This is a genomic window from Sphaerisporangium sp. B11E5 (assembly GCF_039871875.1).
Lineage (GTDB): Bacteria > Actinomycetota > Actinomycetes > Streptosporangiales > Streptosporangiaceae > Sphaerisporangium.
Map to the genome: position 1 here is coordinate 42727 of NZ_JBDPMD010000050.1, position 20516 is coordinate 63242.

A 20516-nucleotide genomic window follows, 5' to 3' on the forward strand; every position below is an offset into this window, starting at 1 on the left:
CTCAGCTTTCCCCCCAAACGCTGCCATTCCGCCAGGTCAGCCCTATCACTCCCTGCTACCCCCCAAACCCGCCCCTTTTCCCCGCAAACCCCCGTACGCCGCCCGTACCGCCCGTAGCGCGTCCTGCTCCCCCGGCAACACCCGCGCCGCGGCGGCCTCACCCAGCCTCCGAGCCAGCCCCGGCTCCGTGAGCAGCCGCGATATCTCCCGCCGCAACCCCTCCACGTCCCCCGCGGGCACCAGCACCCCCGCGTCCCCCACCATGCCAGGTATCCCCCCCACCGCCATGCCGACCACAGGCACCCCCGCCCGCAACGCCTCATGCACACTGAGCGGCTGCCCCTCCCAGAGACTGGGCACGACCAACGCCCGAGCCACCAGCAGCAGATCAGCCACATCCCCCCGCTCCCCCAGCAACACCACAGGCAACCCCTCCTCGTCGATCCTGCCTTGCAACCGCTCCCGCAACGGCCCGTCTCCCGCCACCACGAACAACGGCCGCACACCCCCCGCGAACTCCCCCCCGGCCACCGTCAGCAAGGTGTCCAACCCCTTCTGCTGCGCCAACCGCGCCACCGTCAACAACACCGGCCTCTCCCCCAGCCCGGCACCCTCCTCGGGCGCCATGGCCGTCTCGCCCCCCGGCACCGGCCCGGCAACCGCAGCCGTGTCACCACCCGCCCCCGGCCCCCCGGCCGCCGTCGGGCGGGCCGGGGCGGCGGCGGCCAGCAGTGCGTGGACGTCGGCGGCCAGGCGGCTCGGGGGGGCGAGCGGGGGGGCGGGAACCACGGCGGGGGCGACGTGGCGGGCGCCACGGGCGGTCATGCGTTCACCGAGGTCGGGGGCCACGACGAGCACCATGTCGGCCCGGGCGGCGGTGATCCGCTCAAGCACGCCCCAGATCGCGCCGACGACCCCGCCGGCGGTCAGCGCGTTGTGCAGCGTGACCACCAGGCGCGTACGGCGCCCGGTCAGCGCGAGGGCGGCGAGCGCCCCCGCCCGCAGCCCATGGGCGTGCACCACATCCGCACCGGCGGCCAGGGCCCGCAGCCGCAGCACGGCACGCAGGTCGCGCCCCGGACGCGGCCGGTCCGCGACCGGCACCCCGGCGAACCCGGCCACCTCCGAGAACCCGAACGCCTCATCGGTGCTCACCGGCCCCGCCACCACCACCCGATCCCCCTCACGGGCCAGCCCCTCGGCGAGCATCCGGACATGCCGCCCCACCCCCCCGGCACTCGTCCCGAGCACCAGCAAGATCCGCGACGGCTTCCCCAAGCTCACGGCACCCTCCCGTTACGTTCCGAAGATCCACCCGCCCCGTCCGGGGATGGCTCCGCGGACGCCGAGCTTCCCCGCACACGGGACAACGCCACAGCCAGATCCCCCCGCGCCAAGGCGGCCGTGACCGCCACCCCGGCCACCACCGCCACCCCGCCGGCCAGGACCGCGACGGCACCCCCCGCCCACGGCCCCGCGGGAGCGAGCCCCGACGTGACCCAGGACCCGACGAGGAACCCCGCCGCACCGGAGAGGACCGCCGCGAGCACCGCCCGCGGCACCCCGTCCAGCGCACGCCCCCCCTGGGCGCGCAGCACCGGCAGAGCGAGCAGGACACCCGCCGCCGTCATCCCGACGGTGCTGCCGAGCCCGAGCGCGGCGAGCCTCCACCCGTCAGGCAGCACCGTCACCAGGACGGCCTGCGCGGCCATCACCACCCCCCACCCCGCCACCGTGCCGCCCGCGGCCGCCCGCCCCCGCCCCGCCGCGTACAGCACACGGCTGAGGTGGGCCACCAGCCCGTACCCGACCAGCCCGGGCGCGAACAACGCGATGGAGCGCCCCAGCTCCTCGGCCGGGACGGAACTCGCCATCCCGCCGACGAACACCTCGGCCACCGGGAACGCCACCGCCGCGAGCACCCCGGCCGCCAGCCCGCCGACCAGCACCACGGCCCGCGTCGTCCTGGCGGCCAGCGCGGCGAACCCCGCGTCGTCCCCCCGCTCGGCCCGCGCCGACAGCGCGGGAAACGCGCTCGTCGCGATGGGCACCGCGAGCACCGCGTACGGCACCTGGTAGAGCGCCCACGCGTAGGAGTACCCGACGACACCCCCCGCCCCGACCCGGTGGTTGGCGAGCCAGACGACGAACGCGGTCGCCACCTGCTGAGCGACCAGGGCCCCGAGCCCGGCGAGCGCCAGGGCCCGGACACGCCCCGCCACACCGGGCGGGAACCGCAGCGTGGGCCGCAGCGGCAGCCCGAGCCGCGCCGCCGGGCCGAGCACGGTGACCACCAGGGCCAGCACCCCGAGGGTGGTCCCCACGGACAGCACCAGTTCCCCCGCCGGCGGCACCTTCCCCGGCGACACCGCCCCCTGCCCGAACGGGACGTACACGATATAAGCGACGATCACCACAACACTGGACACCAGCGGCGCCACCGCCGGCCCCGCGAACCGCCGATGGGCCTGCAGCACGCCGTACAGCACCACGGCCACCCCGTACAGCGGCACCTGCGGCGCGAACACCACCAGCATGCGTGCCGCCACGGCCGTGAGCTCATCAGGCGCGCACCCCTCGACCGCACCCGCGAACAGCTTCATCAACGGCCCCGCGAACACCGCCGTGAGCACACCGAGCGGCACCAGCACCACCAGCACCCACGTGAGCAGCGCCGAAGCGATCCACCCCACCTGCGCGGCGGCGGGATCGGCCCCCACCTGACGTGCGTCCGCCCCACGAAGGCGCACCCCGCGAGCGCCCGCGCCACCGGCGCCCGGGTCATCGGCACCCGGGTCATCGGCGCCCGGGTCACCGGCGGCCGTGCCGCGAGCACCCTCCGCCCGGCCCGCCGTGCCGTCCCCCGGGGACGGCACTCGCGCGACCGCCCCCGCGACGACCGGCACGACCATGCCGGCCAGAGCCCCGCCCACCACCAGCTCGAAGACGAGGTTCGGCACCTGGTTGGCCGTGAAGTACGCCGTGGCCAGGCAGTTGGTGCCCACCGTGCGCGCGAGGACGACCTGCTTGGCGAACCCCACCACCCGCGCCAGGATGGTGATCCCCCCGATCAGGAGCGCCGCCGCGGCGACCCCCTGCCCTGCTCTGCGGATCATGCGATGCGGCTCACCTCGGACGGCGCCCCAGCATGTCGAGCCGGTTCAGCACGGGGTTGCCCGCGATGACCTTGGTGAAGCTGACCTTCTCCGACGCGGCGGTCAGCCCCGCGACCACGGCCAGCGCGGCCAGCCGGCCACGGCGGCCGAGACCGGCGGCCGCCGCCACCCCGAGCAGGGCGCCGAGCGCGTTGGCCCCGGCGTCGCCGAGCATGGCCCGCTCCCCGAGGTCCTCCCCGAGCAGCGCGGCCCCCGCGCCGAGCGGCACCGCGGCGAGCGCCGCGCCCGCCGGCGCGTCCTTGGCCAGCGCCGCGGCGAGCAGCGGCCCCCCGGCCAGCGCCCCCACCTTGAGCGCCCGCCCGGGACGCAGGTCGAACAGGTTGGCCAGGTTGGCGCTCCCCGCGATCAGCGCCCCGTCCACCAGCACGTCCGCCACGCGGGCCCCGCGCCGCGCCGTACCGGACCGCGGCAGCAGCGCCGCGGCGGCCAGCCCGGCCGCCCCGATGCCGAGGATCTTCACCGCGCCGGTGGTCACCTCACCGCGCGCCAGCGCCGTCAGATGCCCCTTGAACCCCTTGGACGAGGCGGTGCCGCGCAGGTCGTCGTACGCGCCGAGCGCTCCGCCGCCCACCCCGGCGAGCACCGCGGCGGCCCGCGCCCTGGCGGGCAGCCCGGGGGCGAGCACGGCGGCGGCGCCCGCCCCCGCCACGAAGGCCGGGCCCTCCAGCAGAGTGATCGGCTCGCCGCGGTGGTTGGTGCGCGTCCAGGTCTTCTCGTCGCCGACCGGGGGACGCCGGGTGAACGCCGTGTACGCCGCGCGGGCGGCCACGGCGCCGAGGGCGGCGCCGGCCAGGGCGCCGAGCAAGGAGCGATGAGCCACAGCAGATCCCTCTTCGTGGTGGGCGCCCGGCACCTCGGCCGTGGCGCGGACGTCGGGGCGGGGTCAGCCGCCCACGCCCCCGTCCGGGGTGGGCGAGGGCGTCGCCGCCGGCACCGGTTCCGGCTCGGCGGCCGTGGCGTCGGAGCCCAGGCCGTACTGCCCGGCGTCTCCCGCCACCTGCTCCCGCAGAGCGTAGACCACCACGACACGCCCGAAGGCCATATCGATGTTGTCGACGGTGGACACCGCCGCGGACGCCTCACCGGAGGACCGCACCGCGGCGATCATGCCGGCCGCCGTGGACGTCGGGACGGCCCCGGCGACGACGCTGCCCTCGGCCGCGGCGTCCAGCCCGGTGGCCAGGGACACCAGCGCGGCAGTCTGGGCCTCGGCGTCCTGGCCCTCCAGCGGCGCGGCGGGCGCGAGCACGATGGCGAGGGTGGCGGGCTTGGCGGGCTCGCCGTCCAGGGTGACCAGCCCGCCGTCCTCGAACGACTCCAGCACGCCCGCGGAGACGGTGTTCTCCTTGCCCGCCACCGCCCGGTCGTTGGTGACGACGGCGCTCGCCAGCACCGCCGCGGCCTTCTGGTACGGCGTGGAGTCGACCGGGAACACCAGCGTGGGGGGTTTGGCCGTCAGGGCGAGCTGCTCGAGCGCGGGGGCCTGGTCGGTGGCGAGGAAGCGGTCGGTGAGCGCGACCCGGCCGCTGAGGGTGGCGCCGGCGGCGGTGACGGCCTCGAGCAGCGCCTCGCCCTGCCGGCTGTCCGCGCCGGGCGTCTCGACCAGCACGACGCTCTCGCCGGCCAGGGAGCCCTCGACCAGTTGCGGCATCCGTGCGGCGACGAACGCGTCGCCGGCGGCGCCCCGGGTGAGGGCCAGCGCATTCTCGGCCTGGAGCTTGGCGTTGTTGGCGCGCAGCCGCGCCGCGGTGTCCTCGGTGAACTTCACCAGCGGCGCGTACAGCACCGTGCTGCCGAGCACGATGCCGAGCGCAAGCGCCAGGAAGATCGCGACGATGGAGACGAGGTGGTACCGGAAGTCGATCACGAGAACAGCCCCACCAGCCAGAAGATGAAACCGTTCCAGGAGTCCCGCAGGCCGTTCAGCCAGACGTTGCCCATCGGGGAGAAGCGCAGCACCACGCCCACGGTGACCAGGGCGGTGGCGACCAGCAGCAGCAGCGAGCCGACGGAGATGCGGCTGCGGTACAGCCTGCTCACGCCCTTGGCGTCCACCAGTTTGCCGCCCACCCGCAGCCGGGTGAGGAACGTGCTCGCCATGCCGGAGCGTCCCTTGTCCAGGAACTCGACGAGCGTGGCGTGGGTGCCGACCGCGACGATCAGGTCGGCGCCCTTGTCGTCGGCGAGCAACATGGCGATGTCCTCGCTCGTGCCGGTGGCGGGGAACACGACGGCCTCCTGGCCGAGCCGGTGGACCCGCTCCAGCCCGGGGGCGCGGCCGTCGCGGTAGGCGTGCACGACGAGCTCGGCGCCGCAGCACAGGGCGCGCTCCGACACCGAGTCGAAGTCGCCCACGATGACGTCGGGCAGGTACCCGGCCTCCATCAGGGCGTCGGCGCCGCCGTCCACCCCGATCAGCACCGGGCGGTACTCGCGTATGTAGGGCCGCAACGTGGCGATGTCCTCTTTGTAGTGGTAGCCGCGCACCACGACCAGGACGTGCCTGCCCTCCATGGAGGTGCGGATGTCGGGGACGCCCACGCCGTCGATGAGCAGGTCGCGCTCGCGGCGGATGTACTCCATGGTGTTGTTGGCGAAGTCCTCGATCTGCACCGACAGCCCGGCCCGCGCCTCGGTCATCGCGGCGCCGACGCTCTCGGCGGTGGCGACCTCGCCCTTGCCGACGACCTCCTCGTCGAGGAGGACGGCGCCCTCGTGCACACGCACGACGGCGCCCTCGCGCACCCGGTCGAACAACTCGGGGGTCGCGTTGTCGATCAGCGTGACGCCGGCGTCGATGAGGATCTGCGGGCCGAGGTTGGGGTAGCGGCCGCTGATGCTGGAGGCGACGTTCACCACGGCGGACGCGCCGCACGCGACAAGGGCCTCCGCGCTCACACGGTCGAGGTCGACATGGTCGATGACCGCGACCTCCCCGGGCCGCAGGCGCTTGGTCAGCGTCTTGGTCCGCCGGTCGAGTCTCGCGACCGCCGTCACCCCGGGAAGGTCGGCGACCCTCCGTCGGCGGAGGCGAGGAACGTTCATGGCCGGCACCTTCATCACGGACCATCCTGCCAGAGCACGAGGGCCCGGAGGTCTCGGACGACGGCGCGTGTCAGGATCCGGGTGCTTCGCGAACCAGCCCGCCGGGGGCGCCCGGCAGGGGGGAACGGCGCGTCGTCGCGGGTCGGGGCGATCACTTGGTCTTGTCGGCCTCGGCGATCGACAGCAGTTCCTCGGCGTGGGCGCGGCCGAGCTCGGAGTCCTCCAGGCCGGCCAGCATGCGGGACAGCTCGCGGGCCCGGCCCTCGCGGTCCAGGGTGGTGACGCCGCTGCGCACCACACGGCCGTCGCTCGCCTTCTCGACCACCAGGTGCTGGTCGGCGAACGCCGCCACCTGGGGCAGGTGGGTGACCACGATCACCTGGGCGGAGCGGGCGAGACGCGCGAGGCGCCTGCCGATCTCGACGGCGGCCTTGCCGCCCACGCCGGCGTCCACCTCGTCGAACACGAACGTCGGCACCGGGTCGGCACCGGCGAACACCACCTCGATGGCGAGCATGACGCGGCTCAGCTCGCCGCCCGAGGCGCCCTTGTTGAGGGGCAGCGCCGGGGCGCCGGGGTGGGCCATCATGCGCAGCTCGATCTCGTCGGCGCCCTCGGGGCCGAACTGGCCGGTCGGGGTGACCACGACCACCACCCGGGCGTGCGGCATGGCGAGCGCGGCCAGCTCGGCGGTCACCGCCGCGCCGAAACGCTCGGCGGCGGCCGTGCGGACACCGGTGAGCTCGGCGGCCAGCTCGGTGAGCCGGGCGGTGAGCTCCTCGTGCTCGCGGGCCAGCTCGGCCACGCGGTCGTCGTCGCCGTCCAGCTCCAAGACCCGGACGGCCGCGCGCTCGGCGAACGCCAGAACGGCCGCGGAGTCCTCGCCGTACTTCCTGAGCAGGCCGGTCAGCAGGGCGCGGCGCTCCTGGACGGCGGCCAGCCGCGCCGGGTCGGCGTCCACGGACTCGGAGTAGGCGGCCAGCTCGGTGGCGACGTCGGAGACGAGGTAGCCGGCCTCGGCCAGCCGGTCGCCGATGCCCGCCAGCGCCGGGTCGAAGCCCCGCACGGCCTCCACCGCCGCCCTGGCCTGGCCGAGCAGCGACACGGCGTCCTGGACGCCCTGGACCGCGGCCATGGGGTCGCCGAGGAGGGCGGCGTGGGCGGTGACGGCGGCGGTCTTGAGGGCGTCGGCGTGCGCCAGGCGCTCCTCCTCCTGCTTCAGCTCGATCTCTTCGCCGGGTTTGGGGGCGGCCTTCTCGATCTCCTCCAGGGCGAAACGAAGGCTGTCGGCCTCCTGGGCGCGCTCGCGGGCCCTGGCGGTGAGTTCGGTGAGCGTCTCACCGATCTCCTTGTGGCGCCGGTAGGCCTGGGTGTAGGCGCGCATGGGCTTGACGAGCTCCTCGCCCGCGTAGCGGTCCAGGGCGGCGCGCTGACGGCCGGGCTGCAGGAGCCGCTGCTGGTCCATCTGGCCGTGCACGGCCACGAGGTCCTCGGCGAGGTAGGTGAGCGTGCCGACCGGCACGGAACGGCCGCCGAGCCACGCGCGGGACCGGCCCTCGCCGGACACCGACCTGGCGATGATCAGCCGGTCCTCGTCGATGTCGCCGCCGAGGTCGAACACCTGCTGGGCGACCTTGCCGAGCGGCTCCACGACCAGCGTGCCCTCGACCATGGCCCGCTCGGCCCCCGGCCGCACCCGCGCCGGGTCGGCCCGGCCGCCGAACAACAGCCCGAGGCCGGTGACCACCATCGTCTTGCCCGCGCCGGTCTCGCCGGTGACCACGGTCAGTCCCGATGAAAGCTCGAGGACGGCCTCGTCGATCACACCGAGCCCTTTGATCCGGACCTCATCGACCCGTGGCCGCACTGGGTCCCTCCCGCCGTATCGCCGCGCCGCCTCCGACACCTCGCCGGACCATGTGGGGCGTGGCTCGGTCACCTCTTCATGCGGATAGATCCTACGCGCATTTGGCCAACCTTTCCCCTGACCGCCCCACCGTCCCGGGGCCCTGTCCTACCATCCGGGCGCCCCGCCGCGGGTCAGCGGCGGACCCGGCCGCGCCAGCCCTGGACGGGAAGGTCGAACTTGGCGACCAGGCGGTCGGTGAAGGGCGCGCCGGTGGTGTCGACGTCGTGCAGACGTGCCAGGCGGACCGGCAGGGAGGAGCGGCGCACCTCCACACGGGCCCCCGGAGGCAGGTCGAAACGGCGGCGCCCGTCGCACCACAGGACACCGCCGGGGGTGCCGGGCAGGACCTCCAGGGCCACGGCCGACCGGGGGGACACGACCAGGGGACGGGCGAACAGGGCGTGCGCGCTGTTCGGCACCAGCAGCAGGGCCTCCACCTCGGGCCAGACGACCGGGCCGCCCGCCGAGAACGCGTACGCCGTGGAGCCGGTCGGCGTGGCGCAGATCACGCCGTCGCACCCCCAGCGGGACAGGGGGCGGCCGTCGATCTCGGCGACGACCTCCATGATGCGGTCGCGCTTCTCGACGCTGGCCTCGTTCAGCGCCCACGTGGAGGCGAGCGGCTCGCCGTTGGCCCTGACGGTCACGTCGATCGTCATGCGCTCCTCGACGGCGTACCTGCGGGACACCACGCGGTCCACGGCCTCGGCGAGGTCGGACATCTCGGCCTCGGCCAGGAAGCCCACGTGGCCGAGGTTCACCCCGAGCAGGGGCGTGCGGGCCGGCCGCGCCAGCTCGGCCGCGCGCAGCAGCGTGCCGTCGCCGCCGAGCACCATCATCACCTCGGCGTCCTCGGCGGCGGCCTCCCCCATGGGCACCACGTCGACGCCGGCACCGTCGATCTCCTCGGCCTCCGGCTGCATGACCCGCACCGTGAACCCCGCGTCGAGGAACCGCTCGATCACCAGCCGCGCGCTGTCGACCGCCGGCTTGCGGCCGGTGTGCGCCGTGATCAGCACCGTACGTTTCGTGTCAGTCATGCCCTCGCTCCGCCCGCCTGACGGCGATCGTCCATCTCCGACGGCCTGGTCAACCGTACGTCCACCCGGCGCCTATCTGGGCCCTTCCTCGACCGCGCGGCCGATCTCGGCGTCCACGTCCGGCACCGGGGGCGGCCCGTCGCCCTTGCCGAGCCAGATCAGGTACTCCACGTTGCCCGACGGGCCGGGCAACGGGCTGGCCGTGACCCCGCGCACCGCGAGGGACAGCCCGGACGCCGCGGCGGCGACGTCGCGTACCGCGCCCGCCCGCAGCGCCGGGTCGCGGACCACGCCGCCCGCGCCCACCAGAGCCTTTCCCACCTCGAACTGCGGCTTCACCAGCAGCACCAGATCGGCCTGGCCGGCGGCGCACGCGGCCAGGGCGGGGAGCACCAGGCGCAGCGAGATGAACGACAGGTCGCCGACCACCAGCGACGGGGGGTCGCCCACCATGCCGGGGGCCAGGTCGCGGACGTTCACCCGCTCCATCACGGTGACCCGGTCGTCGGTGCGCAGCGACCAGGCGAGCTGGCCGTACCCGACGTCCACCGCCACCACATGGGCGGCGCCGCGGCGCAGCAGCACGTCGGTGAACCCGCCGGTCGAGGCGCCCGCGTCCAGGCAGCGGCGGCCCTCGACGGCCAGCCCGCGGGGCGCGAACGCCTCCAGCGCGCCGAGGAGCTTGTGGGCGCCCCGGGAGACGTAGTCGGGACCGTCGGGCGGCTCGGCCACCAGGATGGGGGACGCGGTCTCCACCTGCGTCGCCGGCTTGGCCGCCGTGCGGCCCGCCACGGTGACCCGGCCGCCGGCGATCAGGTCGGCCGCGTGCTCCCGCGAGCGGGCCAGCCCTCTGCGTACCAGCTCGCTGTCCAGCCGCACCTTGCGGCTCATCCCCGGTGTGTCCTTCGGCGCGCGGCCTTCCAGCGCATACCGGTCACCGGCGGCCGTGCTCGGGGGCGGCGGAGATCTCCTCGACCGAGGCCAGGGTGGCCTCCAGGCCGCCGAGGACCTCCTCGAAGACCGCGACGTGCTCGTGCACCGGGGTGTCGCCGAGGACGGCGAGCCTGGCCAGCGTGGCGGTCACCTGGGCCTCGCCGTTCTCCGCAGTAGCATCGGTCACCGGCCCGCCGTGGCCGTGCGTGCCCGCTCTGTCCACTTCGCCCCGCATCTCCTCGCCGGTCCGTGCGCCGGGCGGCGCCCACCCGACCGTATCCGAAAGGCGACACTGATGCTGGTGTCAGTCCTCGGCGCACCCGCGCGCCGGATTTCGCGTAGTAGTCGAATGAAACGCTACCTTCCGTAGGGCAGGGCAGCTTGGGGCTGATGAGAAAGGGTGTCACATGGCGAGCGTCGACGAGTGCCGGGCGGCGCTGGACAAGCTAGCCGAGCAGTTCGGGGAGCTTGACCAGGAGACACGCTCCAAGCACGTGGTGGACCGCACCCTGAGCTGCCGGATCACCGACCTTGACGTGACCTTCTTCGGCCGCATCCACCAGGACGGCCTCGAGGCCTTCACCGAGACCCCGCCTGTCGACGGCCGGCCCGCCGACGTCCGCATCCGCATCGGCAGCGACGACCTGCTGTCCATGGTCAACGGCGAGCTCGACATGGGCAGGGCGCTCTTCAGCGGGCGTGTGAAGATCGACGCCAGCATCAGCGACATGTTCCGCCTCCGCAAGCTCCTCTGACCCCTGGGGCGGAGGCGGGCGCGGGCATCCGAAATAGTGTGGGCATGGAGTCGGCGCTGATCGATCGTTATGACACGTTGTTGCTCGATCTCGACGGGGTGGTCTACCTCGGGCGCAGGGCGGTGCGCGGGGCCCCGGAGGCGCTCGCCAAGGCCCGGGACGCGGGAGTCCGGCTGGCGTACGTGACCAACAACGCGTCCCGGACGCCCGCCGCCATCGCCGAGCACCTGACGGCGATCGGCGTGCCCGCCGCCCGTGAGGACGTCGTGACCTCGGCCCAGGCGGCGGCCCGGCTGGTGGCCGAGCGGGTACCGGCGGGCGCGCCGGTCCTGGTGGTCGGGGGGATGGGCCTGCGGCAGGCGGCGCGGGAACGCGGCCTGCGTCCTGTGACGACGGCCGCCGATCATCCCGTGGCGGTGCTCCAGGGCATGTGGGCGGACATCTCCTACAGCCTGCTCACCCAGGGGGCCCTGGCCGTACGGCAGGGCGCCTGGTTCGTCGCGGCCAACGCCGACACCACCATGCCGACCGACCGCGGCGTCGTCCCCGGCAACGGCGCCCTGACCCGCGTGATCGCCACCGCCACCGGCACGGAACCGATGGTGGCCGGCAAGCCGGAACCCCCGCTGCACCGCGAGTCGATGCTCCGCACCGCCGCCGACCGCCCCCTGGTGGTGGGCGACCGCCTGGACACCGACATAGAGGCGGCCACCCGAGCCGGCGTGGACAGCCTCCTCGTCCTCACCGGCGTGGACGGCCCCCGCACCCTCCTGACCGCCCCACCCGAACACCGCCCCACCCACGTGGCCGCCGACCTCACCGGCCTCCACACCCCACCCGCCCCGGTCACCGAGACCCACGCCCCCGTGACCTCACCCGTACCGGCGGAAGCCGCCGGGCCGGCACCGGCTCGGCCGGAGCCAACGGAGAAGGCGCCGGAGCCGGCGCGAGCGGCGTGGGAGAGAGAAGGCTGGACCGCTTGGTGGGAGGGCGAACGCCTACGGCTCACCGGCGACGGGGATCCCGTGGACGGCCTCCGTGCGGCGTGCGCCGCCGCTTGGGCACACGCCGGCGACGGCCGCCTCACCGAGGACGCCGTACAGGACGTCCTCGAAGTGCTCGCCGCCCACTCACTGCCCCCCGGACACGCCGCCTGACACCGGCCGCGCCGCGATCAGGACTCCCGGGCGCGGAGCGTCGCCTTGATCAGGACTCCCGGGCGCGGAGGGTGGCTTTCACCTGGCGGAGAGCGGAGACGTAGTCGCCGTGGTCGGGGCGCATGGCCACGGCGATGGTCAGGGGCTCCTGGGCGGCTTCCATGTCGCCGGTGCGCCAGAGGGACATGCCGAGGCCGAAGTAGGCGTAGTCCTCGGTGGGGTTGGCGGAGACGATCCAGCGGAAGCTGTCGGCGGCGTCGGCGTAGCGGCGGGAGTTGAACTGGGCTCTGGCCAGGGCCTCGCGGATGCTGCGGGACTCGGGCTCGGCGTCGGCGGCGCGGGCCAGGAGGGCCGCGGCGGCGGCGGGGCTGCCGTCCTTGAGGAGTTGCACGCCGCGCTGGAACCACTCGTAGACGTCGCCGGCGGGTCCGCCGGACTCCTGGTCGGGGGAGTCGGGGCCGGTGGGGCCGTTCCGTCCCTGCATCATCGTGCGAGGCCTCCTTCAGACGACAGGGTCATCCCGGCTTCCCTGACGAGCCGGGCAGCGCTACGACGTCGGGGCTGTCTCCATACGACTCAGGCCTTTATGGCACCATGCCCGGTATGGCGATTCCTGAACTGCCATCACCTGGCGGGCTGGTGCTGCGCCCGTTTCGTGGGGTGCGCTACGCAGTCGACGATCTGGCCGCGGTCACGTCCCCGCCGTACGACGTCATCGCGCGGGAAGATGTCCAGAGCCTTCTGGACTCCCACCCCAACAACATCGTGCGCCTTATCCTTCCCAGCGACGGACCAGGGCGATACGCCGAGGCCCGGGACACGCTGCGGTCGTGGCTCGACCACGGTGTCCTGACCACCGACGACACGCCCGCGCTCTACCTGTACGAGCAGCGCGGCCCGGACGTGCTGCTGCGCGGCCTCATCGGGAACCTCGGCCTGCGGGCCCCCGAGGAGCGCGTCGTCCTGCCGCACGAGGACGTCATGCCGGGCACGGTCGCCGACCGTCTCGCGCTGATGCGCACCACCGAGAGCAACCTGGAGCCGATCTTCCTGCTGTACGACGGGGCGGAGGCCACCGCGCGCCTGATCGCGCAGGTCGCCGAGACCCGTGCGCCGCTCATCGACGTCCGCACCGGCGAAGGGCTCACCCACCGGCTGTGGGCCCTTACCGACCCGGCCGAGCAGGACACCGTGGCGGACGACCTGTCCGGCCGGCAGGCCCTGATCGCCGACGGGCACCACAGGTACGCCACCTACCTGGCCCTGCAGCGCGCCAGCCACGACGAGGGGCGGGGCGCGGGTCCGTGGGACTACGGGCTCGCCATGCTGGTGGACTCGGTGGCCTACCCGCCCCACCTGAAGCCCATCCACCGCGTGATCCCCGGCCTGTCCCTGGACGAGGCCGCCGCCCGGGCCAAGGGCGCCTGGCAGGTGCACGAGTACGCGCTGGTGGACGACGCCCTGGCCGCCCTGGAAACGGCGCCGCACCCCGCGTTCGTGCTGGCAGGCAACGGCCCCTCCCACCTGCTCACCGACCCCGACCCGGTCCAGATCGCCCACGCGCTGCCCGCCGGGCGTTCGGAACGGTGGAGATCGCTGGTCACGTCGATCCTCTCGGAGTTCCTGCTGCCCAAGGTGTGGGGCATGCACGACGACGAGGAGTCCGTCCGCATCGTGCACCACGACGCCCACGCGGCCGTCCGCATGGCCCGCGCCGAGTCCGGCACCGCCGTCATCCTCCCCGCCTTGGCCGTGGAAGACGTCCTCGCCGTAGCCGCCGCGGGCGAACGCGTGCCCAGAAAATCCACCTCCTTCGGCCCCAAACCCCGCACCGGCCTGATCCTGCGCACCTTCTCGACTCCCTGACAGCCTCCCACCCCGCCTCATCGGACGACGTCCACATCCCGGCCACCACCACGGCGGACCCCGCGCACCGTCACCGTGAGCCTTCACCTTCCTTCTCGGCGACCGGAGGTGGGGCGGTCGGGAGTGGCGTCCGCGGGGGGACCGCTGCGGGTGGGGCGGCGGGGAGTGGCGACTGGTGGGGAGCCGCTGTGGGTGGGGCGGAGTGTGGTGCCCGGAGGGCCTGGGCGTGGTGGACCTCCACCTCGTACGTGCCGGTGGGGCCGGGGGCGCCGGTCCAGAATCGGTGGTGGAGGGCGCCCTCCACGCTGACGACGTCGTTGACGCGCCACCCGGCGACCTGGGCGGCGACCTGCCGGTCGAAGGTGACGCAGATGATGCCGTCGGACTTCTTGTTGCTCGGGTGGCCGGGCGGGCGGCGGACGGCCATGCCCCAGGTCAGGACGCTGTCACCGCTCGGCAGCGCTCTGCTCTTCGGCGGCCTGGACACGCGGCCCACCAGTCTGACCTCGTTACGATGCATCTGACTTCCCCTCTCACTCGCGGGTGACGGGGACATTCTTCGACGCGGCGACGGCGTGAACGGCGACAGAGCGGCGTTCTGTGGATGACCTGACCTACGCTCGTTGCCGAACACGGTCGAAACCGGGACATCAAGGGAGTGGCCTGTGGACAACGTCACACCGCTGGGCGGCGACGTCTACGAGATCGACACGCGGATGGCGGGGTACTCGGGCATCACCGCCGGATACCTGATCCTCGGCGACCGTCCCTGCCTCGTGGAGACGGGCACCTCGACCTCCGCCCCGGTGGTCCGCGACGCCCTGGCCTCGCTCGGCGTCGGCCCCGACGACCTCGCCACCGTCGTCGTCACCCACATCCACCTCGACCACGCCGGCGGGGTCGGCGACATCGCGGGCTTCTACCCCGGCGCCGAGATCGTCGTCCACGAGAAAGGCGCACGGCACCTCGCGGACCCCTCGCGGCTCATGGCGAGCGCCCGCATGGTCTGGGGCGACCAACTGGACGTCCTGTTCGGTGCCCTCTCCCCCACCGAGGCCTCCCGCATCCGGGCCCTCGGCGACACCGGGGACATCGACCTCGGCGGCGGCCGGGTGCTGACCAGCCACTACGCCCCCGGCCACGCCAAACACCACGTCGGCCTGCTCGACTCCGCCACCGGCGACCTGTACGTCGGCGACGCCGCCGGCGTGTACCTCCCCGAGACCGGCGACCTGCGCCCCGCCACCCCGCCCCCGGACTTCGACCTCCGGACCGCCCTGGACTCGGTGGCCCTGTTCGGCGCCCTCGGCCCCCAGCGGCTCCTGTTCAGCCACTACGGCCCCGTCGCGGACGTCACCGGCACACTGGAGCGATCCGCCGAAGAACTCAAGGTGTGGGTCGACCTCACCCGCCAGGCCCACACCGAGGGCCTGGACCTCGACCACGCCGTCGCCATGGTCCGCGACCGCACCCGCGAACGCTACGCCGCCTCCGCCTCGGACGACGAAAACGTACGGGAACGCTTCGAGATGCTCAGCGGCGCCCCGTCGAACGTCGCCGGCATCCTGTACTGGCTGGAGCGCACCAAGCCCGAAACCTGACCCCGCACCGGAACCGGCCGGCCACGCGTGGAGGCATGGGCATGGCAGGTACGCGGGACGGGTACACCATTGGCACCGTCCCCGGATCGGCTGTGCCGTGCATAGGATGCCGCCGGCTGGGAACGATGACGGCGGGCGCCGCGCGCCTTCACGCTAGGCGGCGCCCACCATCATGTCCTGGCTGATGCGGCTCAGCCCTTGTCGCGCCCGCCCACGCCGTCCGTGTCGCCACCGGGACGCTCGTCCGGCTTCCCGTCAGCGTCGTCCAGGTCGCCGTGGCTGTCGGCGGGAACGCCGAAGTCCGGTTCGATGAACGCCGGGACCATGCCGGACGGGGACGCCACCGGCTCGCCGACCGCGTCCGCGGCGATCTCCACGTCCTTCACGACGGGGTCGACAGGGTCGGCGGACTGGGCGGCCTCCGGCTCGCCGGCGATCTCGTCGACCTCGGCGACATCCAGGATCTCCACCACGTCCCCCGCGTCTGCGGCGGACTCGGACGCCTCAGGACCGGCCTCGTCCTCGTTCTCGTCCTCGGCGGGCTCGGACTCTGCCGCCCCGGACACCTCGCGGTCGTCGTCCTCGTCGTCCTCGTCGTCCTTATCGATGATCAGGTCGAGGTCGAGATCGAGATCGAGGCCGTCCTCGTCGTCCTCCTCGCCGGTGACCGCGTCGAGGTCGTCCTCGTCCTCCTCCAGGTCCTCGATCACCGAGCCGGTGAGTTCGGCGTAGCGTTCGGCCGCGTCGGTCTCGCCGTCCTCGTCGAAGGTCATGGCGCGCTCGAACCAGTCCGCCGCCGCGTCCGGGTGGCCCGCTTCGGCCAGGGCGTCGGCGTAGGCGAAGGTCAGCCGGGCCGACCACGGCTGCGGGGTCTGGTCCCGCAGCTCGGGCAGCCGCTGCAACGTGATCACCGCGGCGTCGTGCTGGCCGAGATCCCGCCGTGCCCCGGACTCCACGATGGCGAGCTCGACCCTTCCCGCCCGGTCCAGCTTCGCCGCCTCCGGCGCCCGTACGAGATCCAGCGCACGCTCGGGACGCCCGAGGCCGCGCTCGCAGTCGGCCATGACGGGCAGGTAGGCGTCCGACCCGGTCAGCCGGCGCGCGGCCCGCAGGTCGCTGAGCGCCTCGGCGTAGTGTCCAGCCCGGTACGCCGCCACACCGACGGCCTCCCGGACGACACCGATACGCGCGGCGAACCGCCGGGCGACCTTGGCGTGCTCGTACGCCCGGTCGGCGTCCTCGTCACCGAGGGCCCGCTCGGCCGCCACCAGATGCGCCGCCACCAGATCGGCGAGATCGTTGGGCAGGGCACGCAGCTCGTCCCTGATCTCCTTGTCCAGCTCCTCAGCGGTGATGTCCGCCGCCAGCTCCGGCAGCTCCTCGCGCCGCGGACGGTCGTCGCCCCGGCCGAACGACCGGTCGTCCTCCCTGCCGTACCGCGCGCGGGTCCCCCCCGAGTACGCGTCGTCCCGGCCACGCCCCGCGTCCCGGTCCTCACGCCCCTCCCTGCTGAACGGCCGCGGCCCACCGCGGTCGTCCCGCTGGAAGGGACGCCGCTCGTCCCGCTGGAACCGCCCACCGCCACGCTCGTCACGCCCCCGGTCGCCACCGGAGTCCCGGAAGGACCGCGGCCCACGATCGGCGTCCTCGCGCCGCTGCCGGCCCGCACCGGGCCCACGGTCGTCACGATCCCGCCCGAACGAACGTGCCCCAGGGCCACGCCTGTCGTCCCGCTGGAACCGCCCACCACGGTCATCCCGGCTCTGGAAACGCCCACCACGGTCATCCCGGTCCTGGAAACGCGGCCCACGGTCGTCCCGGTCCTGGAAGCGGCCACCACGATCGTCACGGCTCTGGAAACGACCACCGCGATCGTCACCACCCTGGGAAGGGCCGCCGCGATCGTCACGATCCTGGAAGCGACCGCCGCGATCGTCACGGCCAAAGGAGCGAGGGCCGCGGTCGTCGCGCTCGAAGGACCGGCTCCCCCGGTCGTCCCGCTGGCGGAAATGCCCGCCACGATCGTCACGGCTCTGGAAGCGGCCACCGCGATCGTCGCCGCCCTGGAAACGACCCCCACGGTCGTCCCGGTCCTGGAAGCGGCCACCGCGATCGTCACGGCTCTGGAAGCGGCCACCGCGATCGTCACGGTCCTGGAAGCGGCCACCGCGATCGTCACGGCTCTGGAAGCGGCCACCGCGGTCGTCACGGCTCTGGAAACGACCACCGCGGTCGTCACGGTCCTGGAAGCGGCCACCGCGGTCGTCACGGCTCTGGAAACGACCACCGCGATCGTCGCCGCCCTGGAAACGACTGCCACGGTCCTCACCCTCGTGCGGGCGAGCACCCCGATCGTCGCGGCCGTACGGCCGGCCGCCACGGTCATCGCGGTCGTCGCGGCGGAAGGAGCCGCGGTCGTCCCGGTCCCGGCGCCCGAAGGACCCGCCCGGACGGGCGTCGCGCCGGTCGCCGTAGCGGGAGCCGCCGCCGTAGGAACCGCCGCGCTCGGACGAATACCCCCGCTCGCCACGGCCCCGGTCGTCGCCAGACGGACGGCCGCCCCCACCGGCGCGATCGTCCCGGTTGAACGGACGGCGCTCCCCGCGATCGTCGCCACCTTCACGGCCGAACGGACGCGGCCCGCGACGATCGTCCCGCTGGAACGAGCCGCGCCCCTCGCCGCGATCGCCACCGGACGAGCCCCGGCCCCGGTCGTCCCGCGAGCCGTAACCACCACCCGGCCGCCCCTCGCGCCGGTCACCGGGCCGCCCGCCCTCGCGGTACGGCCGGTCCCCATGGGAACCCCCAAACGAGCCGCGACCACCGGAACGGTCACCGTCGCGGCCACGATCACCGCGATCGTCCCGCTGGAACGGACGCCCAGAGCGACCCTCACGGTCCCCCGGCCCCCCAGCGGCCCGGCGGTCACCGTAACGGCCTCCGTCGCTGCGGCGCCCTTCGCCCTCGTTCCCCCGGCCTCCCCGGTGGCCCTCGGGGCGATCGTCACGCGCCTGCCTCGACTCGCCTTCGGCCCGGTCTCCGCCACGCTCGGCCGGCTCTTCACGTCCGTCTTCTCTGTTCACTTCTGTCCTTCGTTGCTCGCTCACCGCGTACGCCGCGATCTGCGTCTCATCCACCGCGCCGATGTGCCCGGAAAGATGATCTATCGGGCCGCGGGGCACAGCCTCATTCATTCCTCGCCGCTGCCGCCCTCGGTGTCTTACGCGACGAAGGCCACCCGATACGGGGTGGCCAGGCACCTCCAGCCTAGCAAGCCCGCACACTCCCCGAGCCGCCCCTCACTCCGCCCATCACCCACTTCCAGCCGGTCTCCGGGCCCCTTGCCCCCGCACCGGTGACCGAATCACCGCATCCATCCAGCCCCAAGCCACCACGTACTACGGCAACACCCGAAACGAACCGCACACACCAACGCGGACCGGCACGCCTGACGGACCGAGCCCCAGGACGCGGTGGTGCGTGTCCCGCCTGCGCCGACCGGCGGGGAGTTTGGCCGGACATGCCCCGATAAAGTCGAGAACTCGAACGGGCGGGCCAATGACCACACCACCCGAAGTCGGGGCTGCCAACGATTGATGCCCCGAAACCCCCGGTGATGATCCGCCGTACAGCGGCGCCGAATTGGCCGTACCACGTCCCCCCGCCGGCGCCCGGCAAAGAACGGGGGACGGAGCTCTCGTGGGCCGCAGCGTCCTGTGGGAGGAGGCGGTTCGGCGGGCTGGAGCCCGCTGGGTCCGGTGGTGCCTGGCGCGCCGGCGGTGGCGGGTGAGGTCTGGGTGGGCTGGTCCTGATGGAGTGGGGAAACTCCAGCGGGTGGGCCATGACCACAACAGCCGAAGTCGGGGTTGAAAGACCGATTGACTCCGAACTCCGACCGGGACACACCGGCCTGCCGCCCTACGGCGGCGCCGGATGCGCCACTTCCGGTTGGTGGGTGTGCCGGTGTCCCCGCCGTAGGGCGGCGCCGGATTCGCCGTACCGCGTCCCACCGCGTCGGCGCCGTGGAGGGAGGGGCGGTAGCGGGGGTTCGTGCTGGCCGCCGTCGGGCGGCGCCGGTTTCACCGCGTCGCATCCCGCCGCGTCGGCGCCGTGTATGCACGTCTGGCAGAGGCGGAAGCGTGGGGGCGGGTGGGGGTTTTGGGTGGGCTGGTGCTGATGGAGTGGGGAAGCTCAAGCGGGCGGGCCATGACCACAGCAGCCGAAGTCGGGGTTGGAGAGGTTGATCGGCTCGAGGCGCCTGGGTGGTGGGTACGCCGGTGGGCCACCATAGGGCGGCGCCGGATTCACCGCACCACGTCCCGCTGCGTCGGCGTCCTGGAGCGGGAGTAGAGGGGTGGGAGGCGGCCGTTCCGGCCGCCGTTGGGCGGTGCCGGATTCACCGTGCCGCATCCCGTCGGCGTCGGCGTCGTCTATGCACGTCTGGTAACGGCGTGAGGGTGGGGCCGGCGGTGGCGGGTTGGGGTTTTGGGTGGGCTGGTGCTGATGGAGTGGGGAAACTCAAGCGGGCGGGCCATCACCACAGCAACCGAAGTCGGGGTGCAAAATCTGATCGACCACCAATTGCGACCGGGGCCCGCCGGTGTCCCGCCGTAGGGCGGCGCCGGATTCGCCGTACAACGTCCCGCCGTATCGGCGTCGTGGAGAGAGGGAGCAGGGGCTGGGAGGTGGCCGGGTCGGCCGCCGTAGGGGGCGCCGGGTTCGTCGTACCACGTCCCGTCGCGTCGGCGCCGTCCATGCAGGTCTGGCAGAGAGGGAAGAGGGGTCGGGGTTGGGGATGCGGGTGCTGCGTTTGGAATGGCCGGTCGGGGGTCCACGAGAAGGGGCCCCGGGAATGCGAAAGGGCCGCCCAGGAGACCTGGGCGGCCCTTATCAACGCGACAACCCGTCAGGGTTGTGAATGTTTGTCCGGCGGTGTCCTACTCTCCCACACCGTCCCCGGTGCAGTACCATCGGCGCTGGACAGCTTAACTTCCGGGTTCGGAATGTAACCGGGTGTTTCCCATCCGCTATGAC

At 73.7% G+C, this 20516-nt stretch carries 17 protein-coding genes and 1 rRNA gene; 5 read left to right on the plus strand and 13 right to left on the minus strand.

Features of this window, described 5'->3' with window-relative positions:
* Positions 1 to 45: 45 nt before the first annotated feature.
* The 9 genes from ABGB17_RS31950 to ABGB17_RS31990 form a co-directional block, all read right to left on the minus strand.
* Positions 46 to 1284, minus strand: coding sequence for a glycosyltransferase family 4 protein (locus ABGB17_RS31950; RefSeq protein WP_347636765.1), 1239 nt, complete (start codon positions 1282 to 1284; stop codon positions 46 to 48).
* On the minus strand, positions 1281 to 3116 hold the full coding sequence (locus ABGB17_RS31955; protein ID WP_347636768.1) for a lipid II flippase MurJ: 1836 nt from the start codon (positions 3114 to 3116) through the stop codon (positions 1281 to 1283). The genes ABGB17_RS31950 and ABGB17_RS31955 overlap by 4 nt, the downstream gene beginning before the upstream one ends.
* 10 nt (positions 3117 to 3126) lie before the next feature.
* Positions 3127 to 3996: a hypothetical protein gene (locus ABGB17_RS31960; protein ID WP_347636772.1), complete on the minus strand. Its 870-nt coding sequence runs from the start codon at positions 3994 to 3996 to the stop codon at positions 3127 to 3129.
* Between the two features lie 63 nt (positions 3997 to 4059).
* The gene (locus ABGB17_RS31965; RefSeq protein ID WP_347636776.1) at positions 4060 to 5043 is read right to left on the minus strand and encodes a copper transporter; all 984 of its coding nucleotides are present in this window, start codon (positions 5041 to 5043) and stop codon (positions 4060 to 4062) included.
* Positions 5040 to 6221, minus strand: a complete 1182-nt coding sequence (gene steA, locus ABGB17_RS31970) for a putative cytokinetic ring protein SteA (protein WP_347636781.1) — start codon at positions 6219 to 6221, stop codon at positions 5040 to 5042. The genes ABGB17_RS31965 and steA overlap by 4 nt, the downstream gene beginning before the upstream one ends.
* 151 nt (positions 6222 to 6372) lie before the next feature.
* Positions 6373 to 8088 carry a DNA repair protein RecN gene (gene recN, locus ABGB17_RS31975; RefSeq protein WP_347636784.1) on the minus strand — a complete coding sequence of 572 codons (1716 nt, stop codon included), beginning with the start codon at positions 8086 to 8088 and terminating at the stop codon, positions 6373 to 6375.
* A gap of 173 nt (positions 8089 to 8261) precedes the next feature.
* On the minus strand, positions 8262 to 9170 hold the full coding sequence (locus tag ABGB17_RS31980) for an NAD kinase (RefSeq protein ID WP_347636786.1): 909 nt from the start codon (positions 9168 to 9170) through the stop codon (positions 8262 to 8264).
* Between the two features lie 72 nt (positions 9171 to 9242).
* Entirely contained in the window at positions 9243 to 10061 is an 819-nt protein-coding gene (locus tag ABGB17_RS31985) for a TlyA family RNA methyltransferase (RefSeq protein WP_347636788.1), read from the minus strand.
* 43 nt (positions 10062 to 10104) lie between these two features.
* Positions 10105 to 10338 (minus strand): hypothetical protein, encoded by a 234-nt coding sequence (locus ABGB17_RS31990; RefSeq protein WP_347636790.1) that lies wholly within the window; start codon positions 10336 to 10338, stop codon positions 10105 to 10107.
* A 172-nt stretch (positions 10339 to 10510) separates the two neighbouring features.
* Here ABGB17_RS31990 and ABGB17_RS31995 point away from each other — a divergent pair, with 172 nt between their 5' ends.
* Together ABGB17_RS31995 and ABGB17_RS32000 are read left to right on the plus strand one after the other, a co-directional pair.
* A complete protein-coding gene (locus ABGB17_RS31995; protein WP_347636792.1) occupies positions 10511 to 10858 on the plus strand; it encodes an SCP2 sterol-binding domain-containing protein in 348 nt (115 codons plus the stop codon).
* 44 nt (positions 10859 to 10902) lie between these two features.
* The gene (locus tag ABGB17_RS32000) at positions 10903 to 12015 is read left to right on the plus strand and encodes an HAD-IIA family hydrolase (protein WP_347636794.1); all 1113 of its coding nucleotides are present in this window, start codon (positions 10903 to 10905) and stop codon (positions 12013 to 12015) included.
* A gap of 49 nt (positions 12016 to 12064) precedes the next feature.
* Here ABGB17_RS32000 and ABGB17_RS32005 read toward each other — a convergent pair whose 3' ends face one another.
* Entirely contained in the window at positions 12065 to 12502 is a 438-nt protein-coding gene (locus tag ABGB17_RS32005) for a tetratricopeptide repeat protein (RefSeq protein ID WP_347636796.1), read from the minus strand.
* Positions 12503 to 12618: 116 nt separating this feature from the next.
* Here ABGB17_RS32005 and ABGB17_RS32010 point away from each other — a divergent pair, with 116 nt between their 5' ends.
* Positions 12619 to 13881, plus strand: a complete 1263-nt coding sequence (locus tag ABGB17_RS32010) for a DUF1015 domain-containing protein (RefSeq protein ID WP_347636798.1) — start codon at positions 12619 to 12621, stop codon at positions 13879 to 13881.
* Between the two features lie 70 nt (positions 13882 to 13951).
* Here the strand turns inward: ABGB17_RS32010 and ABGB17_RS32015 are convergent, their stop codons facing one another.
* Positions 13952 to 14401, minus strand: a complete 450-nt coding sequence (locus ABGB17_RS32015) for a single-stranded DNA-binding protein (protein ID WP_347636800.1) — start codon at positions 14399 to 14401, stop codon at positions 13952 to 13954.
* 145 nt (positions 14402 to 14546) lie between these two features.
* On the opposite strand from ABGB17_RS32015, the gene ABGB17_RS32020 reads away from it, so the two are divergent.
* The gene (locus ABGB17_RS32020; protein ID WP_347636802.1) at positions 14547 to 15482 is read left to right on the plus strand and encodes an MBL fold metallo-hydrolase; all 936 of its coding nucleotides are present in this window, start codon (positions 14547 to 14549) and stop codon (positions 15480 to 15482) included.
* A gap of 191 nt (positions 15483 to 15673) precedes the next feature.
* On the opposite strand, the gene ABGB17_RS32025 is transcribed toward ABGB17_RS32020, so the two are convergent.
* Positions 15674 to 16765 (minus strand): hypothetical protein, encoded by a 1092-nt coding sequence (locus tag ABGB17_RS32025; protein WP_347636803.1) that lies wholly within the window; start codon positions 16763 to 16765, stop codon positions 15674 to 15676.
* Here ABGB17_RS32025 and ABGB17_RS32030 point away from each other — a divergent pair.
* Positions 16697 to 18841 carry a hypothetical protein gene (locus tag ABGB17_RS32030; RefSeq protein ID WP_347636805.1) on the plus strand — a complete coding sequence of 715 codons (2145 nt, stop codon included), beginning with the start codon at positions 16697 to 16699 and terminating at the stop codon, positions 18839 to 18841. The two genes, ABGB17_RS32025 and ABGB17_RS32030, sit on opposite strands and share 69 nt — an antisense overlap.
* Positions 18842 to 20406: 1565 nt before the next feature.
* On the opposite strand, the gene rrf is transcribed toward ABGB17_RS32030, so the two are convergent.
* Positions 20407 to 20516 (minus strand): 5S ribosomal RNA (gene rrf / locus ABGB17_RS32035); the annotation flags it as partial.